This is a genomic window from Paenibacillus sp. H1-7, assembly GCF_022354825.1.
In the GTDB taxonomy this organism is placed as follows: domain Bacteria; phylum Bacillota; class Bacilli; order Paenibacillales; family NBRC-103111; genus Paenibacillus_S.
The window spans coordinates 2,844,793-2,867,277 of record NZ_CP031168.1; the positions used below are offsets into that span (position 1 = coordinate 2,844,793).

The 22,485-nt window shown below is 49.6% G+C and carries 17 protein-coding genes; 14 read left to right on the top strand and 3 right to left on the bottom strand.

Annotated elements, in window-relative coordinates:
- Positions 1-18 precede the first annotated feature (18 nt).
- The 14 genes from DVH26_RS12595 to DVH26_RS12660 all read left to right on the top strand — a co-directional run bounded on the left by DVH26_RS12595 (position 19) and on the right by DVH26_RS12660 (position 18,128).
- The gene (locus tag DVH26_RS12595) at positions 19-1,017 is read left to right on the top strand and encodes an ABC transporter permease (protein WP_239634029.1); all 999 of its coding nucleotides are present in this window, start codon (positions 19-21) and stop codon (positions 1,015-1,017) included.
- Positions 1,018-1,019: 2 nt separating this feature from the next.
- Entirely contained in the window at positions 1,020-2,165 is a 1,146-nt protein-coding gene (locus tag DVH26_RS12600; protein ID WP_239634030.1) for an ABC transporter permease, read from the top strand.
- Between the two features lie 87 nt (positions 2,166-2,252).
- A complete protein-coding gene (locus DVH26_RS12605; RefSeq protein WP_239634031.1) occupies positions 2,253-3,296 on the top strand; it encodes an ABC transporter ATP-binding protein in 1,044 nt (347 codons plus the stop codon).
- Positions 3,289-4,311: an ABC transporter ATP-binding protein gene (locus tag DVH26_RS12610; protein ID WP_239634032.1), complete on the top strand. Its 1,023-nt coding sequence runs from the start codon at positions 3,289-3,291 to the stop codon at positions 4,309-4,311. The genes DVH26_RS12605 and DVH26_RS12610 overlap by 8 nt, the downstream gene beginning before the upstream one ends.
- The gene (locus DVH26_RS12615) at positions 4,298-4,855 is read left to right on the top strand and encodes an HAD family hydrolase (protein WP_239634033.1); all 558 of its coding nucleotides are present in this window, start codon (positions 4,298-4,300) and stop codon (positions 4,853-4,855) included. Before DVH26_RS12610 ends, DVH26_RS12615 begins: the two co-directional genes overlap by 14 nt.
- A gap of 27 nt (positions 4,856-4,882) precedes the next feature.
- Positions 4,883-5,908 (top strand): LacI family DNA-binding transcriptional regulator, encoded by a 1,026-nt coding sequence (locus DVH26_RS12620; protein ID WP_239634034.1) that lies wholly within the window; start codon positions 4,883-4,885, stop codon positions 5,906-5,908.
- Between the two features lie 296 nt (positions 5,909-6,204).
- Positions 6,205-7,644, top strand: a complete 1,440-nt coding sequence (locus DVH26_RS12625) for a hypothetical protein (protein WP_239634035.1) — start codon at positions 6,205-6,207, stop codon at positions 7,642-7,644.
- A gap of 928 nt (positions 7,645-8,572) precedes the next feature.
- Positions 8,573-10,120: a hypothetical protein gene (locus tag DVH26_RS12630; protein ID WP_239634036.1), complete on the top strand. Its 1,548-nt coding sequence runs from the start codon at positions 8,573-8,575 to the stop codon at positions 10,118-10,120.
- Positions 10,121-10,944: 824 nt separating this feature from the next.
- A complete protein-coding gene (locus tag DVH26_RS12635; protein ID WP_239634037.1) occupies positions 10,945-11,901 on the top strand; it encodes a carbohydrate ABC transporter permease in 957 nt (318 codons plus the stop codon).
- 13 nt (positions 11,902-11,914) lie between these two features.
- The gene (locus DVH26_RS12640; protein ID WP_239634038.1) at positions 11,915-12,757 is read left to right on the top strand and encodes a carbohydrate ABC transporter permease; all 843 of its coding nucleotides are present in this window, start codon (positions 11,915-11,917) and stop codon (positions 12,755-12,757) included.
- Positions 12,758-12,791: 34 nt separating this feature from the next.
- Complete coding sequence (locus DVH26_RS12645; protein WP_239634039.1) at positions 12,792-14,297, top strand: ABC transporter substrate-binding protein; 1,506 nt, start codon at positions 12,792-12,794, stop codon at positions 14,295-14,297.
- 26 nt (positions 14,298-14,323) lie between these two features.
- Entirely contained in the window at positions 14,324-15,679 is a 1,356-nt protein-coding gene (locus DVH26_RS12650) for a sulfatase family protein (protein ID WP_239634040.1), read from the top strand.
- Positions 15,680-15,736: 57 nt separating this feature from the next.
- Entirely contained in the window at positions 15,737-16,723 is a 987-nt protein-coding gene (locus tag DVH26_RS12655; protein ID WP_239634041.1) for a LacI family DNA-binding transcriptional regulator, read from the top strand.
- Between the two features lie 52 nt (positions 16,724-16,775).
- The gene (locus DVH26_RS12660; protein ID WP_239634042.1) at positions 16,776-18,128 is read left to right on the top strand and encodes a sulfatase family protein; all 1,353 of its coding nucleotides are present in this window, start codon (positions 16,776-16,778) and stop codon (positions 18,126-18,128) included.
- A 612-nt stretch (positions 18,129-18,740) separates the two neighbouring features.
- Here the strand turns inward: DVH26_RS12660 and DVH26_RS12665 are convergent.
- The 3 genes from DVH26_RS12665 to DVH26_RS12675 form a co-directional block, all read right to left on the bottom strand.
- Entirely contained in the window at positions 18,741-19,592 is an 852-nt protein-coding gene (locus DVH26_RS12665; RefSeq protein ID WP_239634043.1) for an NAD-dependent epimerase/dehydratase family protein, read from the bottom strand.
- 40 nt (positions 19,593-19,632) lie between these two features.
- Positions 19,633-20,835, bottom strand: a complete 1,203-nt coding sequence (locus DVH26_RS12670; RefSeq protein WP_239634044.1) for an enolase C-terminal domain-like protein — start codon at positions 20,833-20,835, stop codon at positions 19,633-19,635.
- A gap of 322 nt (positions 20,836-21,157) precedes the next feature.
- Complete coding sequence (locus DVH26_RS12675; protein WP_239634045.1) at positions 21,158-22,468, bottom strand: glycosyltransferase family 2 protein; 1,311 nt, start codon at positions 22,466-22,468, stop codon at positions 21,158-21,160.
- Positions 22,469-22,485: the final 17 nt, after the last annotated feature.

Genomic DNA, 22,485 nt, shown 5'->3' on the forward strand with positions numbered 1-22,485 from the left:
GAGAGGAAAGGATAAGAGATGCTTCCTTATATAGCAAGAAGGATCGTGCTGGTCATCCCGGTGGTCATCTTTATTTCCATCATCGTATTCTACATCATTCAGCTTCCTCCAGGTGACTATGTATCCAACTATGCAGCCAAAATGTCCGTCGCGGGCGACGTCATGTCGCAGCAGGACATGGATGAAATGCGGGCTAACCTGAAACTGGACCAGCCGTGGTTTATCCAGTACTTCATATGGATGAAGAACATCCTGCTGCATTTTGACTTCGGTTATTCCTTTAACTACAACAAACCCGTTCTGGCCGTCATCGAGCAGTATATGGCCTTAACCTTGATCGTTTCCCTGGTCACGATGGCCTTTACGTATTTGGTCGCGATTCCTATCGGAATTTATTGTGCGGTAAAGCAATACTCCGCCGGGGATTACCTGTTCTCGGCTATAGGCTTCCTGGGAATGGCAACCCCCCATTTCTTGTTAGCGATTTTATTAATGTATCTATCATACGAATATTTCGGAGATCCTCTTCTCGGCCTGTTCTCCAGCGATTATGTCAACGCTCCGTGGTCTATGGGCAAAGTGCTGGACCTGCTCAAGCATATGATTATTCCTGTTATTGTGATCGGATTGGCCAATACGGCAGAGCTGATCCGCGTGATGAGGGGGCAGATGCTCGATGAATTGAACAAGCCGAATGTGGTTACGGCCCGGTCCAAGGGCTTGTCGGAGACTAAGATTTTGCTGAAATATCCGACTCGCGCCGCTTTGAATCCGATCATCAGTACGATCGGGTGGTCATTAACTTCAATCTTTACGGGATCGACGATCACGGCGATCGTCCTCAATCTGCCGATTCAAGGCCCCGTAATGTATAACGCATTGCTGGGCCAAGATATGTACTTGGCTGGAACGTGGCTGTTGTTTATGGCCATATTGACGGTTATTGGAACGCTGATCTCGGATATTTTATTGGCATGGCTCGACCCCAAAATTCGTACAGAGTTCAGAGGGATGTAACTATGAAAACGATAACGGTGATCAAAAGGCAATCCGTCCCTCGGCATAAGAGGCAGAAGGACGACAATCTCTACTACAGCTCTCAATGGCGTCTTATGTATCAGCGGCTCAAAAAGCATAAGCTCGCCCGCGTTAGCTTGTTTATTTTGGCGCTGTTTTACCTGGCGGCTATCTTCGCCCAATTCATAGCACCTTACGATCTACAGAGCTACGACAGCAAATACGTGAATGCACCTCCTATGAAGCTTCACTTTATCGATGCGGACGGGGAATTCCATCTTCGCCCTTTTGTGTATGAGCTGAAATCAGGGAGAGACCCGGTTACTTTCAGGAAAATCTTCGTGCCGGACAAATCGATTAAATACTCGCTCCGTTTTTTCGTCGAGGGAGAGAGCTACCGCTTCTTGGGTATTATTCCAACTTCAACACATCTGTTTGGAGTGGACCAACCGGGTCGCCTGTTCATATTCGGCACAGACGGGATGGGGAGAGACTTATTTTCGCGCATTGTGTTGGGCAGTCAAATCTCCCTTAGCATTCCGCTGATCGGGGTCGCAATAAGCTTTGTCTTGGGCTTAATCATCGGCGGGATCTCGGGATATTTCGGCGGATGGATCGATTCGGTCATCCAAAGAATCATTGAAATCATCCGCTCGTTCCCAACGCTGCCGCTCTGGATGGCGCTCTCGGCGGCTATTCCGCCCCGCATCCCGGTCGTGACGATGTATTTGTATATTGTCATCATCTTCGCCTTCATCGGATGGACGGAGTTAGCCCGTGTGGCGAGGGGGAAATTTATCTCGCTCAAAAACGAAGAATACGTGCTGGCAGCGAAAATCGCAGGCGTCAGCGATACGAAAATTATTATTAAGCATCTGCTTCCCGGTTTCATTAGCTATTTGGTCGTGGCGACGACCTTAGCCATCCCCGGCATGATTCTCGGCGAGACGGCAATGAGCTTCCTCGGTCTCGGGATTCGTTCACCTGCCACGAGCTGGGGTGTGCTGCTCCAGGAAGCCCAGCAAATCGATAACGTGGCGCTTTACCCGTGGAAGCTGATCCCGCTTGGATTCGTCATTGTTACCGTACTTACATTTAACTTTCTGGGTGACGGGCTTCGTGATGCGGCTGATCCTTACAAGAGATAAAGGACGCGGGCCGAACAATGCCGCACCTTGCACACCATACCCAATGCAAGTCACCATTTCCCATACAAAGCGAGGGGATCGTATCGAATGAATGCTCAAGCTGCTTCCGGCAAACCGCTGCTTTCCGTCCAAGACCTGAAAATCCGCATTCAAATAGATAACGGGGAAATGAAAGCGGTCGACGGAGTCGATTTCGAAATCAAAAAAGGAAAGACGCTAGGCCTTGTAGGCGAATCCGGCTGCGGCAAAAGTTTAACGAGCCGGGCCATCCTCAGTATTAATCCGAAGGAGTGCGAGACGTCGGGCCGTATCGTATACCATTCGGATTCGGAGAAAGCGTTGAATGAGCTGAACCTGCTCTCCCTAAAACCGAACAGCAAGCAGATACGCTCCATCCGGGGCCGCAAAATCGCGATGATTTTCCAGGAGCCGATGACCGCATTTTCCCCGATGTACACAATTGGAAACCAGATTATGGAGGCAATTCTCATCCACCGCACCAAGGATAAGAAGGAAGCCAAGCAAATAGCGCTTGAAATGCTCGGTAAAGTAGGTATCTCCGATCAAGAGAAGCGGTTCGATCAATTTCCGCATGAGTTTTCAGGCGGCATGCGGCAGCGCGCCATGATCTCAATGGCCTTGTCCTGCAACCCGGAGCTATTGATAGCCGATGAGCCGACTACGGCGCTGGATGTGACGATCCAGGCGCAGGTGCTGGAATTAATGAAACAGCTTCAGGTGGAATTCGGAATGGCTATTTTGCTGGTTACACATGATCTCGGCATTATTGCCGAGATGTGCGACGAGGTGGCCGTCATGTACTTAGGGAAAATCGTGGAGCAAGCCACGGTGCATGACATCTTCTACAACCCGAAGCACCCGTATACGAAAGGCTTGCTTCAATCGATGCCAAGGATGGGCGGTAGCAGACATAAAAGATTGGAATCCATTGAAGGTACCGTTCCCATGCCGGTCAATATGCCTCCGATGTGCGGTTTCTACGACCGTTGCAAGGAGCGAATCGCAGGCGTGTGCAACATGCAAACCGTGCCCCAAACACGGATATCCGATAACCATACAGTGAGATGTTTTTTGTACCAGGATGAGGGAGGGGACAGTGGACATGGCTAAACGATTATTGGACGTCGTTAACCTGAACAAAGAGTTTCAGTTGAAATCAGACAAAACGTTTTTTCGCAAGCCTGCTTCCATCCGCGTATTAAGCGATGTGTCCTTTGAGCTGTACGAAGGTGAGACGTTAAGCATCGTAGGAGAATCGGGCTGCGGGAAGACGACGTTGGGACGATGCATCGTCAGAGGCATGAATGCGACATCGGGCCAGGTGCTCTATCATACGGAGGATGGCGGGCGGGTCGACTTTTTATCGCTGCGGGGCAAAGATTTCAAGAAATTAAGAAAAGAAATCCAGATGATCTTTCAGGATCCTTACTCCTCATTAAGCCCGAGAATGAGCGTGTATGACATTATTTCCGAACCTCTTCTGGCCAATTTCAAGCTGTCCAAATCGGAAGTCGAAGAGAAAGTGACGGACATAGCGCAGAAAACCGGCTTGAACGTCAGCTACCTTAGAAGGTACCCGCACGCATTTTCAGGGGGACAGAGGCAGCGTATCGCTATCGCACGCTCGTTAATCTCCAATCCGAGGCTGATTGTGTGCGATGAAGCGGTTTCTGCTCTGGATGTTTCGATTAAGGCGCAGATCATTAATTTACTTAAGGACCTGCAGCAGCAGCTGCAAATCACGTATATTTTTATTTCCCACGATTTGTCCATTGTACAGAATATTTCTGATAGAGTTGCCGTCATGCATCTGGGCAAAATTGTGGAGTTAGCGCACGTAGAGCTGTTGTTCAAGCAGCCTAAACACCCCTATACCGAAGCACTGCTGTCAGCAGTGCCCGAGCCGGACCCGGATTTGAAGAAAGATCGAATTATTCTTGAGGGAGAGGTTCCTAACCCTGCCAATCCTCCGAGCGGATGCCACTTCCATCCCCGGTGTGCTTATAAAACAGATTTATGCGTCAAGAAGGAGCCTGAACTAATGTCCATTGGAGACGGGCATTACGTTGCCTGCCATTATGCCAACGATTTAAAACTGAGAGGTGTAAATCATGATGAATCTTAATATGGAAAAAGCCTCGGAGCCGAAAAAGCTGATTATTTTTCTAGACTGTGGAGATACGATTATTGATGAAGGTACGGAAATTCGCGATGAGAACGATATCGTCATTAAAGCCGACGTGATACCCGGAGCGGATATCATGGTGAGGACGCTAGCGGAGCGAGGCTTTACGATGGCTATCGTGGCCGACGGATACGCGCAGTCGTTCAAAAATATTTTAACGCAAAACGGACTGTACGATTATTTTGCGACGATGGTATACTCCGAAACGGTAAAAGCGTTTAAGCCGAGTCCGCGCATGTTTAAGGCGGCGATCGGGGCTCTGGATCTGAGCATGGACGATTGCCCCCGCATCATGATGGTAGGGAACAATTTGAGCCGGGATGTGAAGGGCGCCAATCAAATGGGCATTACGAGCGTCTTCTTAAACTGGACCCCCCGGTATCCAAAGCAGCATGCGGACGAGAGCGAAAAACCGGACTATACGATCAGCGACCCGCTTGAATTAATTGAATTGGCGGAGCGGCTGAATGAGCGGTTAGCGTAGCAATCTTGGAAGGATGTCAGGTAACAAATGGCCAAAATCGATGATGTGGCAAAATTGGCGAACGTGTCGAAAGGTACCGTTTCAAATGTATTCAGTCAAAAACGCCCTACAAGCAAAGAAGTGAGGGAGAGGGTATTAAGCGCATCCAAACAGCTTAATTACGTGCCGAATCATATTGCGCGGAGTCTGGTTACGAAGAAAACGATGGCTATCGGATTGGCGATCCCACACGGCAATTTCTTTTTTAGCGCGTTTCATAATCAATTCATAAACGGAGTCGTATTGGAGGCTTCCTATTACGGCTATAGGGTTCTACTCGACATGATTCCCGCTCATAAGGTGAAAACGCCTTTCTTGTCGAGCTACCCGATTGACGGGGCGGTTGTCATGTGTCCTACGATAGACGATGAACGCATCTATCTGATGCATCAGAAGCAAATCCCGTTCGTCACGGTAGGCAAAGTCATGAATGCCAATGTGAATAACGCCCCGTATGTAGATAATGATAACTACAAAATAATCTATAGTATATGTAAATATTTACTTGACAAAGGCCACCGAAATTTGATGTTTCTGAACGCCAACGAACATATGACCGTATCGATAGTCCGCAACGAGGGCTTTGTCCAAGCGTTGAAGGATCATCATATTCCGGTGGAGGATTATATGATTCACCATAAGCCGGCGCTTCTATCCTCGGATTATATTAATTATGGTTACAAGGAGACGGTCCATATACTTGGTAGTCAGAGGATGAAGGTAACGGCCATCATTGCTGATGATGACCGAACCGCATTCAGCGTCATGAACGCTATCAAGCATTTGAAGCTGCAGGTACCGAAGGATATATCGATCTTTGTCATCTGTGGAGATCTATCAATGATGGGCTCATTGAATCCTTCCTTGACGAGCATGGATCTGCAGCCCTCGGAGCTTGGGGCCGAATCTGTCCGCTTATTGATGCACAAGCTCGGGATGCTGCAAGGGGATTATCCGGACCATCGGATCGTTGAGAGTGTAGTTGTCGAGAGAAATTCATGCCGTTCCATTTGATTGGCGTTAGCGCCTTGAGAAACGGAGAGGATGCCATTAATTTAATGTAGACCCCGAAAAGTTACTTCTGTCCGTAACGAATGGCTATTCGAGCAGCCCCGTGACCCCGAAATGTTAGACATTGTATAATCATTAGGCGATTCGTTGACTCCGAAATAAACCTTACTCCTAGCGGCTTGCCCTATAGGCAGGCCGTTTTTGCCTGGAATGGAAAAACCTCACTCTATTTCCCATTGTCTATTTGTCCAAGAAACTATAAAATAATAGTAGTGTGCCAATGATCGGGGGGGAATAGGATGAGTGTCAAAATACAAGAAATTCCTCGATTCATATTTGATGAACTGCTTGTTCTTATTGGGGAAAAGACAAAGGAAAAGCTGCTGAAGCTGGTGCTGCAGGACGAGAGCGATATTATTGAAAATTATATGCGCAACATTATGAACAATATCTTTTTTAACGACGATGACATAGTAGATTTGCTGGAAATTAAATCGACTTATCATAGAAGACGTCAGTTAACCAAGAAAAACTGGTTCAAGCAGCTGAAGAAGGACGTAGAGTCCAAACAAAACTCGAGCATTCATGAGGAGCGGGAAGTGCTGCTCAAGTTTCTGGAGAGCAAGAACGCCGACGACAGCTTCAAGGAAATGCTGAAGAGCATTAAAGACGTGGAGGGTTTCGTCCAAACCCGGCTGAACGAGATCGAGGCATGGGCTGTCGATACGGATACCCGGCTGACGGATTACCCGTATTTGGATTCGAAGCAGCAGTATCAGATCGAGAAGGCGTTCGAGAACGATATCGTCTTTATTATCGCCGACTTTTTGAAGAACGCGCCGCGCAATTGGATTACGCACCGGTTCAAGGATCTGATCGAGAACCCGATCTTTGCCGACGGGAAGGCGAAGCTGAAGGGGAACGTGCTGTTCGATTCGGAGCAAAAAGCGACGATCATCTACGACGACTACAAGCTGAGCGATAACCGCGTCCTTCGCTCTTTTATTTCTATTGAAGAGAACGAAGAAGTACAGATCGACAAAATGTTTCTGCTCGACGAGACCGATTCGGAAATATTGGAGCACATTATGGAGCACCGGGCGGAGCGGTTTTACACGGATAAAACGATCGCATTCGACCTGCGGCCTCTATTGACCCGAATCTACGGTAATACGAGCCAGAAGGCGTATGATTTGATTACGAAGCGGCTGCAAAAAATCGGCCGTTTCAGCCTGGAGGGCAGAACCACCGGGCCGAATAAGGAGACGCGAACGACGTTCTTATACAACCTGTTCGAATACGTTATCGTATCCAAGGAGGATGCGACAGGCCGCCGTTATGCCGAGCTCAAGTTTTCGGATACGCTTCACCAGCAGTTTATTACGAAGCAGACCGTCCAAATTTACAGCCACTTTATTCACCGTCTGGAGAACCGTCTGTCCAAAATTTTGATCTACGCGTTCCAGAAGGAGCGGCTGGACGCTTATTTGCAGGGACGGAACATGAAGAAGCACTTCGAGTATACCTTCTTCTCGGACCGGATCCGTTTTCGCTCCAAGCGGATCGACAGCAATCTGAAGCAAATCGACGCGTCGCTGCAGGAGTTTAAAGAAGCGAACATTTTGATTAACGACTACAAAAGGGTCGGCAACGGGTTCGAGATCATCTTGACGCCGGTTACCGAATCGGAAAAAGCGGACTTTTTTACAGGCACCGCTACGCCATCCCTAATTCAATAGACGCTGCTTTTTACCAAACTAGCGTACCGCGTTTTATGTAAAAAGTGAGGACATGCATCCAGTATGTCCTTTTTTTTGCGTTTCCTTTGAAAGCTTCATGAAAAGCGGGTGAGTTTTTACGAAAAACACGTACCCTTTGTATAGCTTTTTACACAGAAGGTATACTTTTTTTCGCTTTTTTACAATGATCGCGTACTTCAAATCCGCTTTTTACGGAAAAAGCGTACTGAAAAAGATGTTTTTACAAGATTAGCGTACTCGATGAAAAAACCCAAGTGTGGCGCGGAAAAATTATAGATCAATATGACGTTTTTACGATACCATTTTTACTCTTTACACGTACTTAACAATCTCTTTTTACTCAATCCGCGTACTTCGATACAATATTTTACGAAAATCACGTACTATTTCTCACAATATTTTTTTTGGTTATTCACAAAACCCGCTCCATCCCGCTGTGTAACGGCTTTACGGGTTTTTACGAAAAACGCGTACCGTTTTTTTCGGTCGCTTATATGACCTTTTTACAAAAAGCTCGTACTCTATCGCGTCTACCTTCCTACTATCATTGTTGATATAATGGAAAATGTCGAAAAAGAAAAGTTATCCACATGTGAATAACTTAGAAAAAGAAAAAAGCTCCCATTTACCATGGAAGCTCTCAACATGGAATGCTACCAACATCCCGTGTTTACTGAGTATTACCAGTACTCAGCGTAAGCAAAGAAACATTCGAGTCCGATCAGCGCTCGCTACCAACGATGAAGATCGTGACTCCATAAGACAAGCTTCTTGAAGTGCGTCCAAAAAAATTGGACCCTCAGAGGCCTGTTTGCTTGTTGTCTTTTGATTATTATATCAAAAAGGACTGCAAAAATCTAGGATAAGAGAATGCTTGGAAATCTGTGGCGAAAGGAGGGTACCCTTCATGCAAAAGCTCGTATTCTTGAATAATTTGAAAGGCAGGGTACACCTCCAGGCGACGAATCCCGTCGTAGTCAGCCATCAGTTTTATCATGCATTCAAGAGAATAGAGGAGCAGTTCGAGTATAACAAGGATCAATTCCTATTCCGAAACGACGGCAGAGGACGTCTGATTCATCATATTACGAAATCGGACATCCAGCTGTTTATAACCGTGCAGACCGTGTTCAATACGAAAGGCACGCTGGAATTTTGCAACCGGAACCGGATCTATCAGAAGCAGGCGGAGCTGTTCGAGGATCCTGTAACGAACGATCAGTTTTATGTGTCATTTCAAAAGTTTATCGATATGGGCCTCATAACGGTAACGGAGGAAGAAGTTACAGGTACTTGCCACTATACGCTGAATCATTATTTGCAGCCGGATACCGGAACGATCGGGTATTACTTCCTGCTGCCCCCGGCGGTATTCACGAACGCCTTCTACAAGCTGCCTCTGGCCGCTCAAAAGTGGTATCTGGAGGGCGCCGCGCAGCAAAACGACAGTCCGTCCAAGGCGCTGGAAAAAAATCTGCGTACCGACGGGAAAGACGGCGGCTTGTACAAATGGCTTCATAAAACCAACCTCAATCAAATGAAGAGGCTGATCGACGTCTTGACGAAGCAGCCTGTATTCGAAGGGCAGCCGCTCTTCGCGGCCACGGCTGCGCTGAAGCCGAACTCTACCGGCTATTACAAGGCTTGCTATTCGATTAACCCTTATTTCATTATCCCCAAGGATAAAGGATCGCATTACCATGAAGTGGTAAAGCCTAAGAAATCGTACCGCAGGTTAACCCAATACATTCAATCGCAGCTGTTCCAGCTGGGTATAGGCGATTTGGAGCAGCATAACGACGGGCAAAGCTTTCTTCAGCTCGTCAGCCTGATGAAGAAGAAGAGCTCCTCGTTCATTCGGTATGTGCTGCATAAGATCAAGGAGCTGCACGGCAAGCATTTTATTTTCCCGTCGGACATCGTCCGGTTTGTGAAGGAAGAGATCCGCCATCAGGGGATGTCGCTTTATTTGGATATTGCCAAGCAAACGGGAGTATACCGGTTTATCGCTCCGAGAAGCACGGATGACCGGGCGAAGCGCTCCTTCGAATTCGCGTCCGCAATGAGCTTATTCGATCTGAATTCGTTCCGCAAGCTGTGTAAGGCAGCACTTCCAATATTGCAAAAAGACTACGCCCGGACGCCGATACACGGTCCTGTCGCCTATAAGCGCGCGAACGGAACGTTAGAGCGGCGGATGGGAGACGCAGCCGCAGCTGAAATTCATGCTTATGCGTACCGGCTGCAGGTAGACCCGTACGAGTATCGAACGATAGAAGACCTCGCATTGCAAAAGCTGCATGAAGAAACTCCGGCAGCCGTGAAGCAGTGGATCTTGAACCAATTGAGGCATGCGCCGAAATGGGAATGGATTCCCGACGTGCCTCTCGGATTCAAGCTGGAGGATTTCCTCGTCCAAGTGAGACCGCCTTCTATCTCCGTTATTCGAGGATAAGCAGCTGCTGCTGTTTGAACTGAAGATCATATTACAGCCTTCCGCTCACTTTTTTGAAAAAAGGGGAGCAGAGGGCTTTTCGTGCTGCCGTCCATTCGCCGCTCGGCAGCAGCCGAGCGCTCTTCTTTATTGAACATGCAGCTGCCGATCATTTCAACGCATGATTGCGCTGCATAAATACTACAAAGGTGCAGGAGCATTTCATCCCAAAGGGGATAAAAACAGATATTCACTTGTGGATACAGTGGCGGATGTGAATCGTTTGATGTGAATAGAAGGATACGCCAAACAGCCGTATATAATAACAGAATAAGCTTTGGGGATAAAAGTTTACAATTGTGTACAAGGAGGAGCCTTCGGGGCTTACTGCCAGTGATGCGCCTATTGCGGGTGTCATTCGATTGAATGCATAAATATTCAACTGTTTTTGTATACGAAATGGAAATTCTCTCTGTATTTATCCTTCCCCAATCGAAGGTTCTCTGTAATTAAATAAAATAATCCCGTTCATCCCTTTCAGGACAAGCTGATTCCAGTCCCTAAGAGATTTTATTATTGTAAGAGGTGTTTATGTTTTAAGAGAATAGTATTATGCCATTTACAATTTGAACGTGTTCGGCGAAAAAAAGGGGTTGACGATGAGGCGGCAGGCCGTTACAATAAATCCATAGTAATCCACTAGGTATTATACAATAAAATCCTGTCACAGTTGACCGGCCCACCGGAGACTCGCGAATTAGAAGCGGAGTCTCTTTTTTGCGTTTTCCGGTACTGTACCGGAACTGTTTCAGACAAGAACGGCTGCTTCAGAAAGGAGATATCATATGAAAGAAACACTAGCTCCATCGAATACGAACCCAATCAGGAGCCTGATCCATTACCGGACGCGCAAGCAGCTTTGGTGTCTGCTATTTATCGCCCCACAGCTTGTCTTGTTCCTGCTGTTTACGTTATACCCGCTCATCATGAGTTACGTATATGCTTTTTTTGATTGGAGCGGCTTTGGCCGTCTTGACCATTTTGTTGGCTTCGCTAATTTTATTGAAACGTTCTCCGACCCGATCTTTTGGAACGCGTTTCGAAACAGTCTGACTTTCATGTTGTATGTCATCATCATCCAAGTCCCTCTCGCCTTATTGATGGCATTGCTGCTCAACGCAGAGTGGCTGAAGGGGAAGACGGTATACCGGACAATCTATTTCCTGCCGGTAGTAACGACGACGGCAGTCGTCGGCTTGGTAATGCGGTTCATATTCGGCGCTTATAAAGGTCTGGTGAACGAGATTTTGATCCGCTTAGGGCTTCTGAGCACACCGGTTGATTGGCTGGGTTCCATTGATACGGCATTTCTCATTGTGGTCTTGGTCGGTATTTGGAAAAGCTTCGGAATGAAGCTGATTTATTGGCTGGCCGGTATCCAATCGCTTCCTAAAGAGGTGCTGGAGGCTGCAAAAATCGACGGGGCGGGACCTTTGCAAATGCTCCGTTACGTCACGATTCCTCTTCTCCTGCCGGTAGGGAGCGTCATTCTGCTGATGTCGGCCGTTAATGCGCTTCATGTGTTCGATTTGGTTAAAGCAATGACGGACGGCGGTCCGGCGTTTAAGACGGATATGGTGGACGTGTATATATACCGTTACGCTTTTTCGGGCAAAGGTGAAGCCAGGGTCGGCTTCGCTTCGGCTGCAGGAGTTCTGTACGGGATGGCCGTCATGCTGATCTCGCTTATTTTGGGATTATTGGTAAAGCTGTCGGGCGGCCGCAAAACACGGAGCTTGTAGGGGGGAGTTCATAATGACAAGAAGGAACAACAAACGTTCGCCGTTCGTGCTGTTGGTACATTTGCTGCTGTCGGGGTTAGGGATCGTATGGATTTATCCTTTTATTTGGATGATTATGGCGGCATTTAAAACCAATAAAGAATACATCAGCTCGGGAATCTCACTGTTGCCTGACAAATTTCAATTCGATAATTACAAGCGGGCTTGGGAAACGGCGCATTTTTCCGTCTACTTCTGGAATACGGTTATCGTCACTGTGGCCGTCGTGCTGATAGTGCTTGTCGTTTGCTCTATGACCGGGTATGCGGTCGGACGCTTCCGTTTCCATGGCCGGATCCTATTTTTATCTGCCATTACGGCCACCATGTTTTTGCCGAAGGGATACACGATCATTCCGATCTATACGCTGGTCAACCAGCTGGGTTTGAACAATTCGCTGTGGGGCGTCATTTTGGCGGAAGCCGGCGGAGCCCATGTGTTGTTTATATTGCTGTTTGTAGCTTATTTTCGCGGACTTCCCAAGGAGCTGGAGGAATCGGCAGAGGTTGACGGAAGCGGCTTCCTGCGAACCTTTTTCCAAATCATGCTTCCTTTGTCCAAGCCGATTATTGCCACCACCGCCATCATGCAATTCATGTTTACCTGGAATGGTTTTTTATTGCCGCTTGTATTTACCTTGGGAAAGCCGGAATTACGCACTTTAGGAGTCGGCATGTTCCAGTTCGTCGGGGAGCATACGATGGATTGGACAGGAATGGCAGCGGCCGCCAGCATTTCCTTATTGCCGATTTTAATCGTGTTTATTTGCCTGCAAAAATACTTTATTGAAGGCGTAGCAGGCGCTGTAAAAGCTTAAGCTAATGACAACCGAATAAATGGAGGGGTTTACGATGTGGAACCATCAATGGAAAAAAATCGCCGCAGGTACGCTGGGAGCCGCTATGCTCTTGGCGTCAGGCTGCTCGAATAGTACGTCGGGAGCGGATGCCAATGCCGATGCAGGGGATGGTAAAGAAACGGTCATATCGGTCTGGGGCTTGAGCGATTTTCTCAAGGGCGACGAGAGTCCGGGACAGCAAATGATCCGTGAATTCAATGAGAAATATAAAGGGAAAATCCGCGTTGAAGGCAGATATATGCCTGCAGCGGAGTACAATACCGCTATTCAAGCCGCCATTACATCCAATGATTTGCCGGATATTTACCAGACGCCGTCGGGCTCGGATATCCGCACGTTGGTTGCCAACGGACAGGTGCTTCCGTTTGACGGCCTTGTTTCCGACAGCTGGAAATCGCGGTTCTTAGCAGGGAGCTTTGCCGAGGGAGTGAATGTGCTGGACGGGAAAACATACAGCTGGCCGTTAACGGGACCGCAGCTGGGCTCGATATTGTATTACAACAAGGAAGTATTGAGCCAAGCCGGCCTGGACCCGGAAAAACCGCCGAAAACCTGGGATGAATTGATAGCAATGTCCAAGACGGTTACGGCCAAAGGGAAGGGCGATGTGTACGGCTTCGTATTCGGCGGCGGCGATTCCGGTGCGGCTTCCTTCGTCAATGCTTTTTCTGCAGGCGTAGCTCCGGAGCAGTCCGGCGGGTTTAATCTCAAATCGGGAAAGTATGTTTATGACGAAAAAGCGACATTGGATTCGTTCGGACTTCTCCAGAAGCTGAAAAGTGACGGAAGTATATTACCGTCGTCCTATACGATGAAAGGGGCGGAGGCCGCCATATTATTCGGGCAAAACAAAGCGGCTTTCCTGATTGACAGCCGTGCGCGCATGTGGCTAGTGAAAAGGGATACGCCGGAGGCGAAATTCGGTCTGGCTGCCGTGCCGACTCCCGACGGCAGTAAGGCGACGTATTATTATGTTCCGGCCAACCCGACAGGCTATATGATTTCCTCCAAAACCAAGCATCCGAAGGAAGTTGGGCTTTTTCTGGAGGAGGGGTTTGCGGCACCGATGTTCTACGAGAAATATTTGAAAAGCGGCGTAGCGCTCACCCCTATCGAAAGCATCAATAATAACAAGGCGTTATACCCGTATCCGGAGTTCGATACATTTATTCAGCTTCATAAAGATTTGTTGAAGGTCAGACCCGATTATGCGGTGAAAAATCCTCAGACGGCTAAGGTGATCGTAGAGCTGGGGTCGCTAGACCAGCCGAAGGTGAAGCCGGGATTCAACGATATCCTGCAATCGGTGCTGTCGGGAGCCCAGAAGGATGCGCCTTCGCTATTGAAAGCCTACAACGATAAGCTGAACAAAGGCTTGGAGGAAGCCGTAGGCAAAGTGAAGGCATCCGGAGCCGGCGTTGATCTGAAGGATTTCATCTTCCCTAACTGGGATCTGAAGAAAGATTATACCGCCAATGACTACAAGGAATTGAAATAAAGTATCAAGGAGGAGAATATCCGATTATGCGTAACAGTATTTTGCTGATATCAGACGAGCACAACCCGCTATATTCTTCTGTCTACGGTCACGATTACCTCCAGACACCGAACATGGAACGAATGGCCGAGCAGGGCACCGTCTATGAAAATGCGTACTGCTCCTCGCCGTTATGCTCGCCCAGCCGCTCGGCCTTCATGTCCGGTCTGCGCGTACATGAAATTCAAGCGTACAGCAATTGCAATGTCGGACTTCGTTCGGAGTTTCCGACTTACGGTAAAGTACTGAAAGATCAAGGTGTGTATACGGCCCACTTTGGCAAAACGCATGTTTACGATAAAGGAGAGCGTCTCGGCTTTTCCGAAATCCATTACAGCAAGGATCAGCGATGGCCCGGTGACATTAATTTCTCCCGCAGGCCGCTTGCAATCCGATCCGACGCCGTGGAGCGGGCGGACGGATTTGGCATCAAGGATACCGCCTTTGACGACGATCTGGGCGTGATGGACGCGGCCATTCAATGGCTTCGGCAGACAGCTCCTGCACTGGGACAGCCATGGTGCTTGACGATTAACTTGTTAAATCCTCATTTCCCCCAATGGAATACGCAAGAATATTGGGATCTTTACCCGGAAGGGGGAGATTTGCCCCGTTACGGCAAGGAGGAGGAAAGCGCGCAGCACCCTTACGCCCAAGACCTCCGGGATCATTTTCAAACGGAAGCTTTCTCGGAGCAGCAGATTCGCGGTCTAAGGAGAGGATATTTGGGCAATGTCAGCTTCATCGACCGGCAGCTGGGAAGGCTTCTCGACTTTGTGCAGGAAAGAGGTCTTGGTACAAGTACGAACATTATTTATACATCGGATCATGGCGAGATGCTAGGCAAATTCGGGATGTGGTGGAAATGCTCGCTGTACGAGGATTCGGTCCGGATCCCGTGCATCGCAGCAGGACCCGATTATGAGAAGGGAAGACGAGTGGCAACGCCGGTCGACTCTCACGATATACAGGCTTCGTTATTTTATGCTGCAAGGGCAAAGAGACCGGACCATTGGTCGGGCCAGCCGCTGCAAACCATGGAGGAGCATGATGCGGAGCGGGCTGTGTTCTCCGAGTATCACGGACACGGAACAAGATCGGGGGCTTACATGATCCGTAAAGGTGATTGGAAGCTGATACATTATACCGAAGCGCCGCATCAGCTGTTTCAGCTGAGCAACGATCCGGATGAGCTTCGTAATGTATTTTCATTGTACCCGCAAAAAGCTTCGGAGCTGGAGGCCGAGCTTAGAGCTATATGCTCACCTGAGCTGGAGAACGACAGAGCTCATAAGTTTCAACAGGAGCAGCTGAAAGTATTGCAGAGCAGTCATTCAGGGTAAAGCGGCAGAGAGGGCTGCGAGCTGCAGGAAGCGGCAGAGGAAGGAAGGTCCGTTCTCTTGAATATAAGAAAAATCGCGGAGGAATGCGGGGTATCGGTTTCTACGGTATCCCGCATACTGAACAACAAGCCGGATGTGAATGAAGATACCCGAAATAAAGTCATCCGGTATATGAATGAGCACGGCTTTCGGCCTACTGTAGTAACGAATCGTCAGGATACGATCGGCGTCATTACGCCTACTATTTCATTCCCCGAATATATGGGGGAGTTGATGAACGGAATGATGGAGACCGCGTACTCCCTTGATATGCATTTGACCTTAATCCCGTATTCGGGCAAAGCCTTGAGTGAAACCAAAGATATCGCACACTTTTGCCGTTCGAACGGCCTCAAGGGATTATTCGTTATTAATCCGCCGTTACAATCCGCTCTGCCGGTATCACTTGTGCAATGCGGCATTCCGCATGTGGTCATTGCCGCGTCCTATCCGGAATCGGACGTCTCTTGGGTCGATATAGACAATACCGGTGGCTGCCGTGAAGCCGTACAGCATCTCATCCAGCTCGGGCATGAGCGAATCGCGCTATTCCATGCCCCGATCTTACACCCATGCGATGTGGATCGGGTGACGGGCTACCATGATGCGCTGCAATCGAATAATATAAAGGCAGAAGCAAATTGGGTCGTTGAACTGGGTGGTCAAGCCGACATTCGGCATATGGTGCAAAAAGTGCTTCAGGAGGTTCGGCCGACGGCGATATTTTGCACTACGTACCGGGGCACGCTGGCTGTCGGCAATGAACTGCAGAGCCTCGGAGTTCAGGTGCCGGACGACATTTCATTGGTCGGCTTCGGCGATTACTCCGTTTCTCCTTTGTTGAATCCGCCTATGACCACGGTGCATCAACCGATTTACCGCATCGGGAAAACAGCCGTAGACACCTTTGAGCAATTGCTGCGACAGAGGGCTTATTCCAAAATCCAGACCGTCCTGCCTGCCCGGCTCATCGTTCGGGAGTCGACGAGAAAAGCAACGGTTTGAAATTAGCAACAGCGAGCAATCATCTATCGGCTAATGACTGGAGGAGAGGCTTATGAACCGACAAACGCAACCTAATGTGATCGTATTTTTTACAGACCAGCAGCGCTGGGATACTACAGGCGTACATGGAAATCCGCTGGGTTTAACGCCCAACTTCGACCGTATGGCTCAGGAAGGGACGCATGTGGCACACTCCTTCACATGCCAGCCTGTATGCGGTCCGGCCAGATCGTGCCTGCAAACCGGACGGTATGCAACGACGACGGGCTGCTACCGCAACGGCATCCCTTTGCCGGAAGACAGCAAAACATTGGCGCACTATTTCACGGAGGCCGGATACCGAACCGGCTACATTGGCAAATGGCATCTGTCGGATGAAGAGCCGGTGCCCACCGGCAAAAGAGGCGGCTATGAGTATTGGCTGGCTTCCAATTTGCTGGAATTCACATCGAATTCGTATGATACGGTAATGTACAACGGCAGCAATGAAGCGGTGAAACTGCCTGGCTACCGGGTGGATGCGATGACGGATGCTGCGATTCGTTACATCGACGAGCACCAGAAGGACCCCTTCTTCCTGTTCTTATCTTATATAGAGCCTCATCATCAGAATCATCTAGATAATTATCCTGCACCCATTGGCTATGAAGGAATGTACACGGGGAAATGGAGCCCGCCTGACTTGACGGCTCTCGGAGGGAGCGCTCCGCAGCATCTCGGCGGATATTACGGCATGGTCAAACGTTTGGATGAAGCTTTGGGCAGATTAATGGATGCAGTGCGCAGTCTCGGTTTATCCGATAATACCATTATCCTGTTTACCTCGGACCACGGCTGCCATTTCAAAACAAGAAACAGCGAATACAAGCGCTCCTGCCACGACAGCTCTTTACGTGTGCCGACCGCGATCACGGGTCCGGGCTTTACCGGAGGCGGCCGGGTGCAAAGACTGGTCAGCTTGATAGATTTGCCGCCTACGCTGCTGGAAGCAGCATCCATTCCCGTACCGGATACGATGGAAGGCCACTCTATTGTTCCTGCTGTAAGGAAGATAAGGGAAGATCGTCCCGACGATATTTTTGTTCAAATCAGCGAATCCCAGGTGGGGCGCGCTATTCGTACGCAGCGCTGGAAATATAGCGTGGAGGCGCCTGACAAAAGCGGGTGGAAAGACAGCTCCTCGGATACTTACGTGGAACAATTCCTGTATGATTTGGATGCGGATCCGTATGAGTTGACCAATTTAATCGGATTGGACAAGTTCGAGCCGATTGTCGAGCAATTGCGTATTCGATTGATACAGACCATTCAAGAGGTGGAGGGATATACTCCTGTCATTGTTCCGGCGGAAACGAAAGCATCCGTACAGCGGAGAGCTTCGATCCAGGACTTGAATTATCGATAACAGCTGAGCTTGACTCATGGCAGGCTGTCGAGTAACTGTAAGGTTAGGTGTTATCTCCAGTAGGAGTGATAACACCTCTTTTGTTTTCTCTAAATTGACGATGAGAAGCGGCCAATGAACTCCATGCTCCGGAAGGAAGTCCTTCGTCGGGATAACGCTGAAACCGGGTTCATTCGGTTTCATAGTTCTCTCACCGGACAAACTAGTATACCCGTCCGTTGGAGAGCATTGTTGAGTTTGTACGGACCGTAGATCCGTTATTTCATCAAAAACACCCCTTTTTGTGGGGTGATCGGACAACAAATCCTTTATTTTGAAAAAACATATCGTTTTTTACGGTAAAATTAGCAAATAACGGACTCTCTGTCCGATCACACTCCCAAATCAGCTTCATTTCAGGAAATAACGGATTTCCTGTCCGATCCTGAAAACATGGTTGGAGGGAGGTAACCCACCGAAGACGTTTTGGTGGTTCTTTACTAAAAACAAAGAGTTTTCCATAGGAAAACTGGCATCGTAAGTGGTGATACCCCACCTACCCTCGTTTCACATTTTCGATGGAATCGGGTCTCTCAACAAGCACAGCCTGCCGCATGGCTGTTGTTAGTTGATTCACCGTACGAAATCCCTCCAGCGGTATTCGGGGACAAAACCGAGCAGCTCGGCCGCTTTCGTACAATCGAGCAGGCTTCGGAATCCGTCCAAAGGCTTGCGGATTTCCGCGTCCGGATAATACTTGCTTACAAGCTCAGCTGTAGGCACGGTAGTACGCTGCTCGGCCGCCGCAATATTGAATACCTGATGGCCTGTGAAAGGCCGTTCTATGGCCAAACGGAAGGCACGCGCACAATCGCGTCCGTCAATATAGGACCATACATTCCAAGGTCCCAGCTCAGGATCGCCCGTGGACCGGCTAAATTCGGATTGCGCATAATTCCCGGGCCTAATCACATACGTAAACCGTAAAGAGGCTACCGTGAGATCAAACCGTTTCGCCATTCCTTCGGCAACCTGCTCTCCGGCAAGCTTGGACATGCCGTAGCAGTTATCCGGAGCCGACGGGTGCTCTTCGTCTACGGGAACATAGATCGGCCTCGTGTCTTTATGGCTGTAGGTGATCCCGTAGGCGCAGTCGCTGGAGGCGCAAGCGGCCCGGCGAATCCCGAGCTCTCCTGCAGCGAGCAGAACATGGTAGACGCCCATGACGTTGTTGGCAAACACTTCGCTTTCCGACGGGCCGTGAGGGCTTGGATAAGCTGCCAGGTGGATCACCGCATCGCATCCGGCGAGCCCGTTCTTTACCTGATCGAAATTCTTCACATCGACCTGCATCGGCTCCACATCATCCGGACATTCCTCCCAAGGCGCGAGAGTTAGCGCTCTGACCTCGTAGTGATGCGTCAGCAGCTCGGACAGCACCTGTCTGCCGACGTTTCCGTTCGCTCCCGTTACTGCGATTTTCATAGATTCGCTCCTTTATGCGAAATAGACAACGACCTGTCCATTATGGTCTTACGGAAGTTCCGTCTGGCAGGCGGGCCAGAGTCCATTCCGGCAGCTTGTTGTTGCACGGGTACTTGGCAGCCAGCTTCTCATCGATATCGATGCCGAGACCGGGCTTATCGTTCGGATAGACATAGCCGTCGCGAACTTCCGGAGTCCCCGGGAACACGGCGGTCAGCAGCTCGTTCGCAGGCGTCCATTCCTGAACTCCGAAGTTATGGCTGCTGACGTCGAGATGGACGTTGGCCGCATGGCCGACAGGGGAAACGTCGCCCGGTCCGTGCCATGCCGTACGAACGCCGAATGCTTCGCATACGATCGCGAGCTTCCGGGAAGGCGTCAGGCCTCCGATTGCGCTTATATGTACGCGGATGAAGTCGATCAGCCGGTTCGCTATGAGCGGGGTCCATTCCATCGGATGGACGAACAATTCGCCCATGGCGAGCGGTGTCGCGCATTGATTGCGGATCATTTGAAAATAATCGATTTGCTCGGGAGGCAGCATGTCTTCGAGGAAAAACAGCCGGTAAGGCTCAAGCTGCTTGGCGAGACGCACGGCTTCAATCGGAGCAAGCCGTTCATGGACATCGTGCAGCAGCTCCAGCTCAAAGCCGAATTTGCTGCGGATATGGTCGAATAGAACGGGAACGCTGCGGGCGTAAGCATTCGGGTCATAATAAGCTCCCGGCGCCGAACGGTCCGGAGAGTGCAGCTTGTGGCCCTTGCCTCCGTAGCCGCCCATCTGGCAGCGGATGTACCGGTATCCCTGCTCCTTCAGCGCAGCGACGCTATCCTCGAGCTGCTGCAAATCGCGTCCGTCGGCATGGCGGTATACGGCGGCCGCTTCCCGGGATTTGCCCCCGAACAGCTGGTAGAGGGGAAGGCCGGCGATTTTCCCCTTAATATCCCACAGGGCCATATCCACTCCCGACAGCGCATTGTTGAGCACCGGGCCGTTGCGCCAATACGAGCTGACCATGGCGGATTGCCATAGGTCTTCAATGGCCTGAACATCCTTGCCTAGTAAAAACGGTTTTAAATACTCTTCGATTGCGGCGGCTACGGCTAAATATCTCTGGGTAAAGGTGGCGCACCCAAGGCCGTAAAGGCCGGGCTCTGAGGTTTCGATCTTGACGACGACGAGATTGATGCCTTGGGGTGCGGTCAAAATCGTTTTGACATCCCGAACGGTAATCATACTCATATCAATCGCTCCTTATTTGGATACATGGGATGGACAATGGAGTCGGTGCGAGGTGTTAATGCTAAGGTAACATAGAGCGCGGAACCTATCATTTGGGAAAAAAGGGCAAAATAACCGAAATCCCCTCAGGTGCATCGGTGAATAGGTGTTTATCTAATTATTTGAAAAGCGTACGAGCTTTTTCTGCTATGTATCTCCTCGAGACATAAAAAATCCTGATGTAGAACAGCCGCCGGAAGGAGGCACCCCGCCGGGGCACCCCTTCGATTTTACCGGTCTTCTCAACAAGCATTACCAGCCTCCGGTGCCGGCCTGTCTGCGGTTAACGTGAATACCGCCTGCGCCTGCCTGCAGCAGCTCTCCTGCGTTTTCTCGCTGAAGGCCGCCAGCTTCTTCTTCTACGGGACTTTTTCTTTTTTGAAGCTTTCTTTGCTGTTTTCTTGTCGTCAGGTTCCTCAAGCTTCAAGGAAGCTGCTGCCATAATTCGCTTTATTTTTGTAAGCTTCCGCTTTTTTGAGGCACGCCGCAGCGAAAATACACGATCCGTTTCTATGAAGGCGGATCTTAAGACGGATCGGAAACGGCTGTGCTCCGGAGAATCCGGTTCAGACAGCAGCAGGTTCGCGCATTTCGTGCAGGCTCTTCGTATCATTTTGGCCAAATATCGGGTGCGCCGGCGATTGCTTGATCGCAGCTTTTGCAGGATGCGCAGCGAATTTTTATAGATTTGCACATCCTCCGACGGGGAAATAACCGTAAATAGACTAAGCTCCGGATCCTTGCATCCGTGCGTCTGCAGCCCCATTTTTAAATTGTTGTTGCCCGGATCGTCGCGGCGGGAGGCTGAAGAGTGCTCCTGGTGGTAGCCTAGTGCTTCTTTCATGCTGATGAACTTGATGCCTTTGCGGTGAAGCCGGTATCCGAGCTCCCAATCCTCAAAACCGTATTTGCGGAATTTCTCATCAAAACCGCCCGCATCCTGGAACAGCTGCTTTGACATGGACACGTCGCGGGTAACGCATAGCAGCCAAGGGGCGACGTCGGTTTTGCTGTACTGTCTTTGAATCGGACCGGCTATGTCCCAAGGAGCGATGACCTTTTGCACCATCCCCGTTTCGTTGCGAACGTCTTCCGGAGTTACGATTTCAAAGGTGCGGTTCTGCTCCGCATACTGGTCGTTCCACAAGCCGGCACGCTGCAGGACCTCAGCCGCAAAAAGCCTCTCCTGGTCGGAGAAGTCGGCATGAAGGTGCGTATAGATGCTTTTCCATAATTTGGGTACTCCGGATACGACGGCATTTGGATATTTTTTATGGTAGGCGGCGTGCACTTCGATAAATCGTGGAGTGACAAGAAAATCCGGGTCGCAAAAAATTAGGTAGTCCTCTTGGGAAGCATGGACGCCTGCATTCCGTGCTGCGGACCGCCCCGAGGTTTCGTTCAATGAGACGACTTGAAGCCGATAGGGGGGCTGATAATGCTGCAGCCTTTCCAAAATATCGTCACTGGAGCCGTCGTTGACGACGATAATTTCAAATTGATCCATAGGGACGGTCTGTTTTTCGAACGAGGCTAAAGTCAGCATCAGTTGCAAGGATCGGTTGTAAGTCGGGATGATGACACTGAATTTCACCGGTACGGATCACCTCT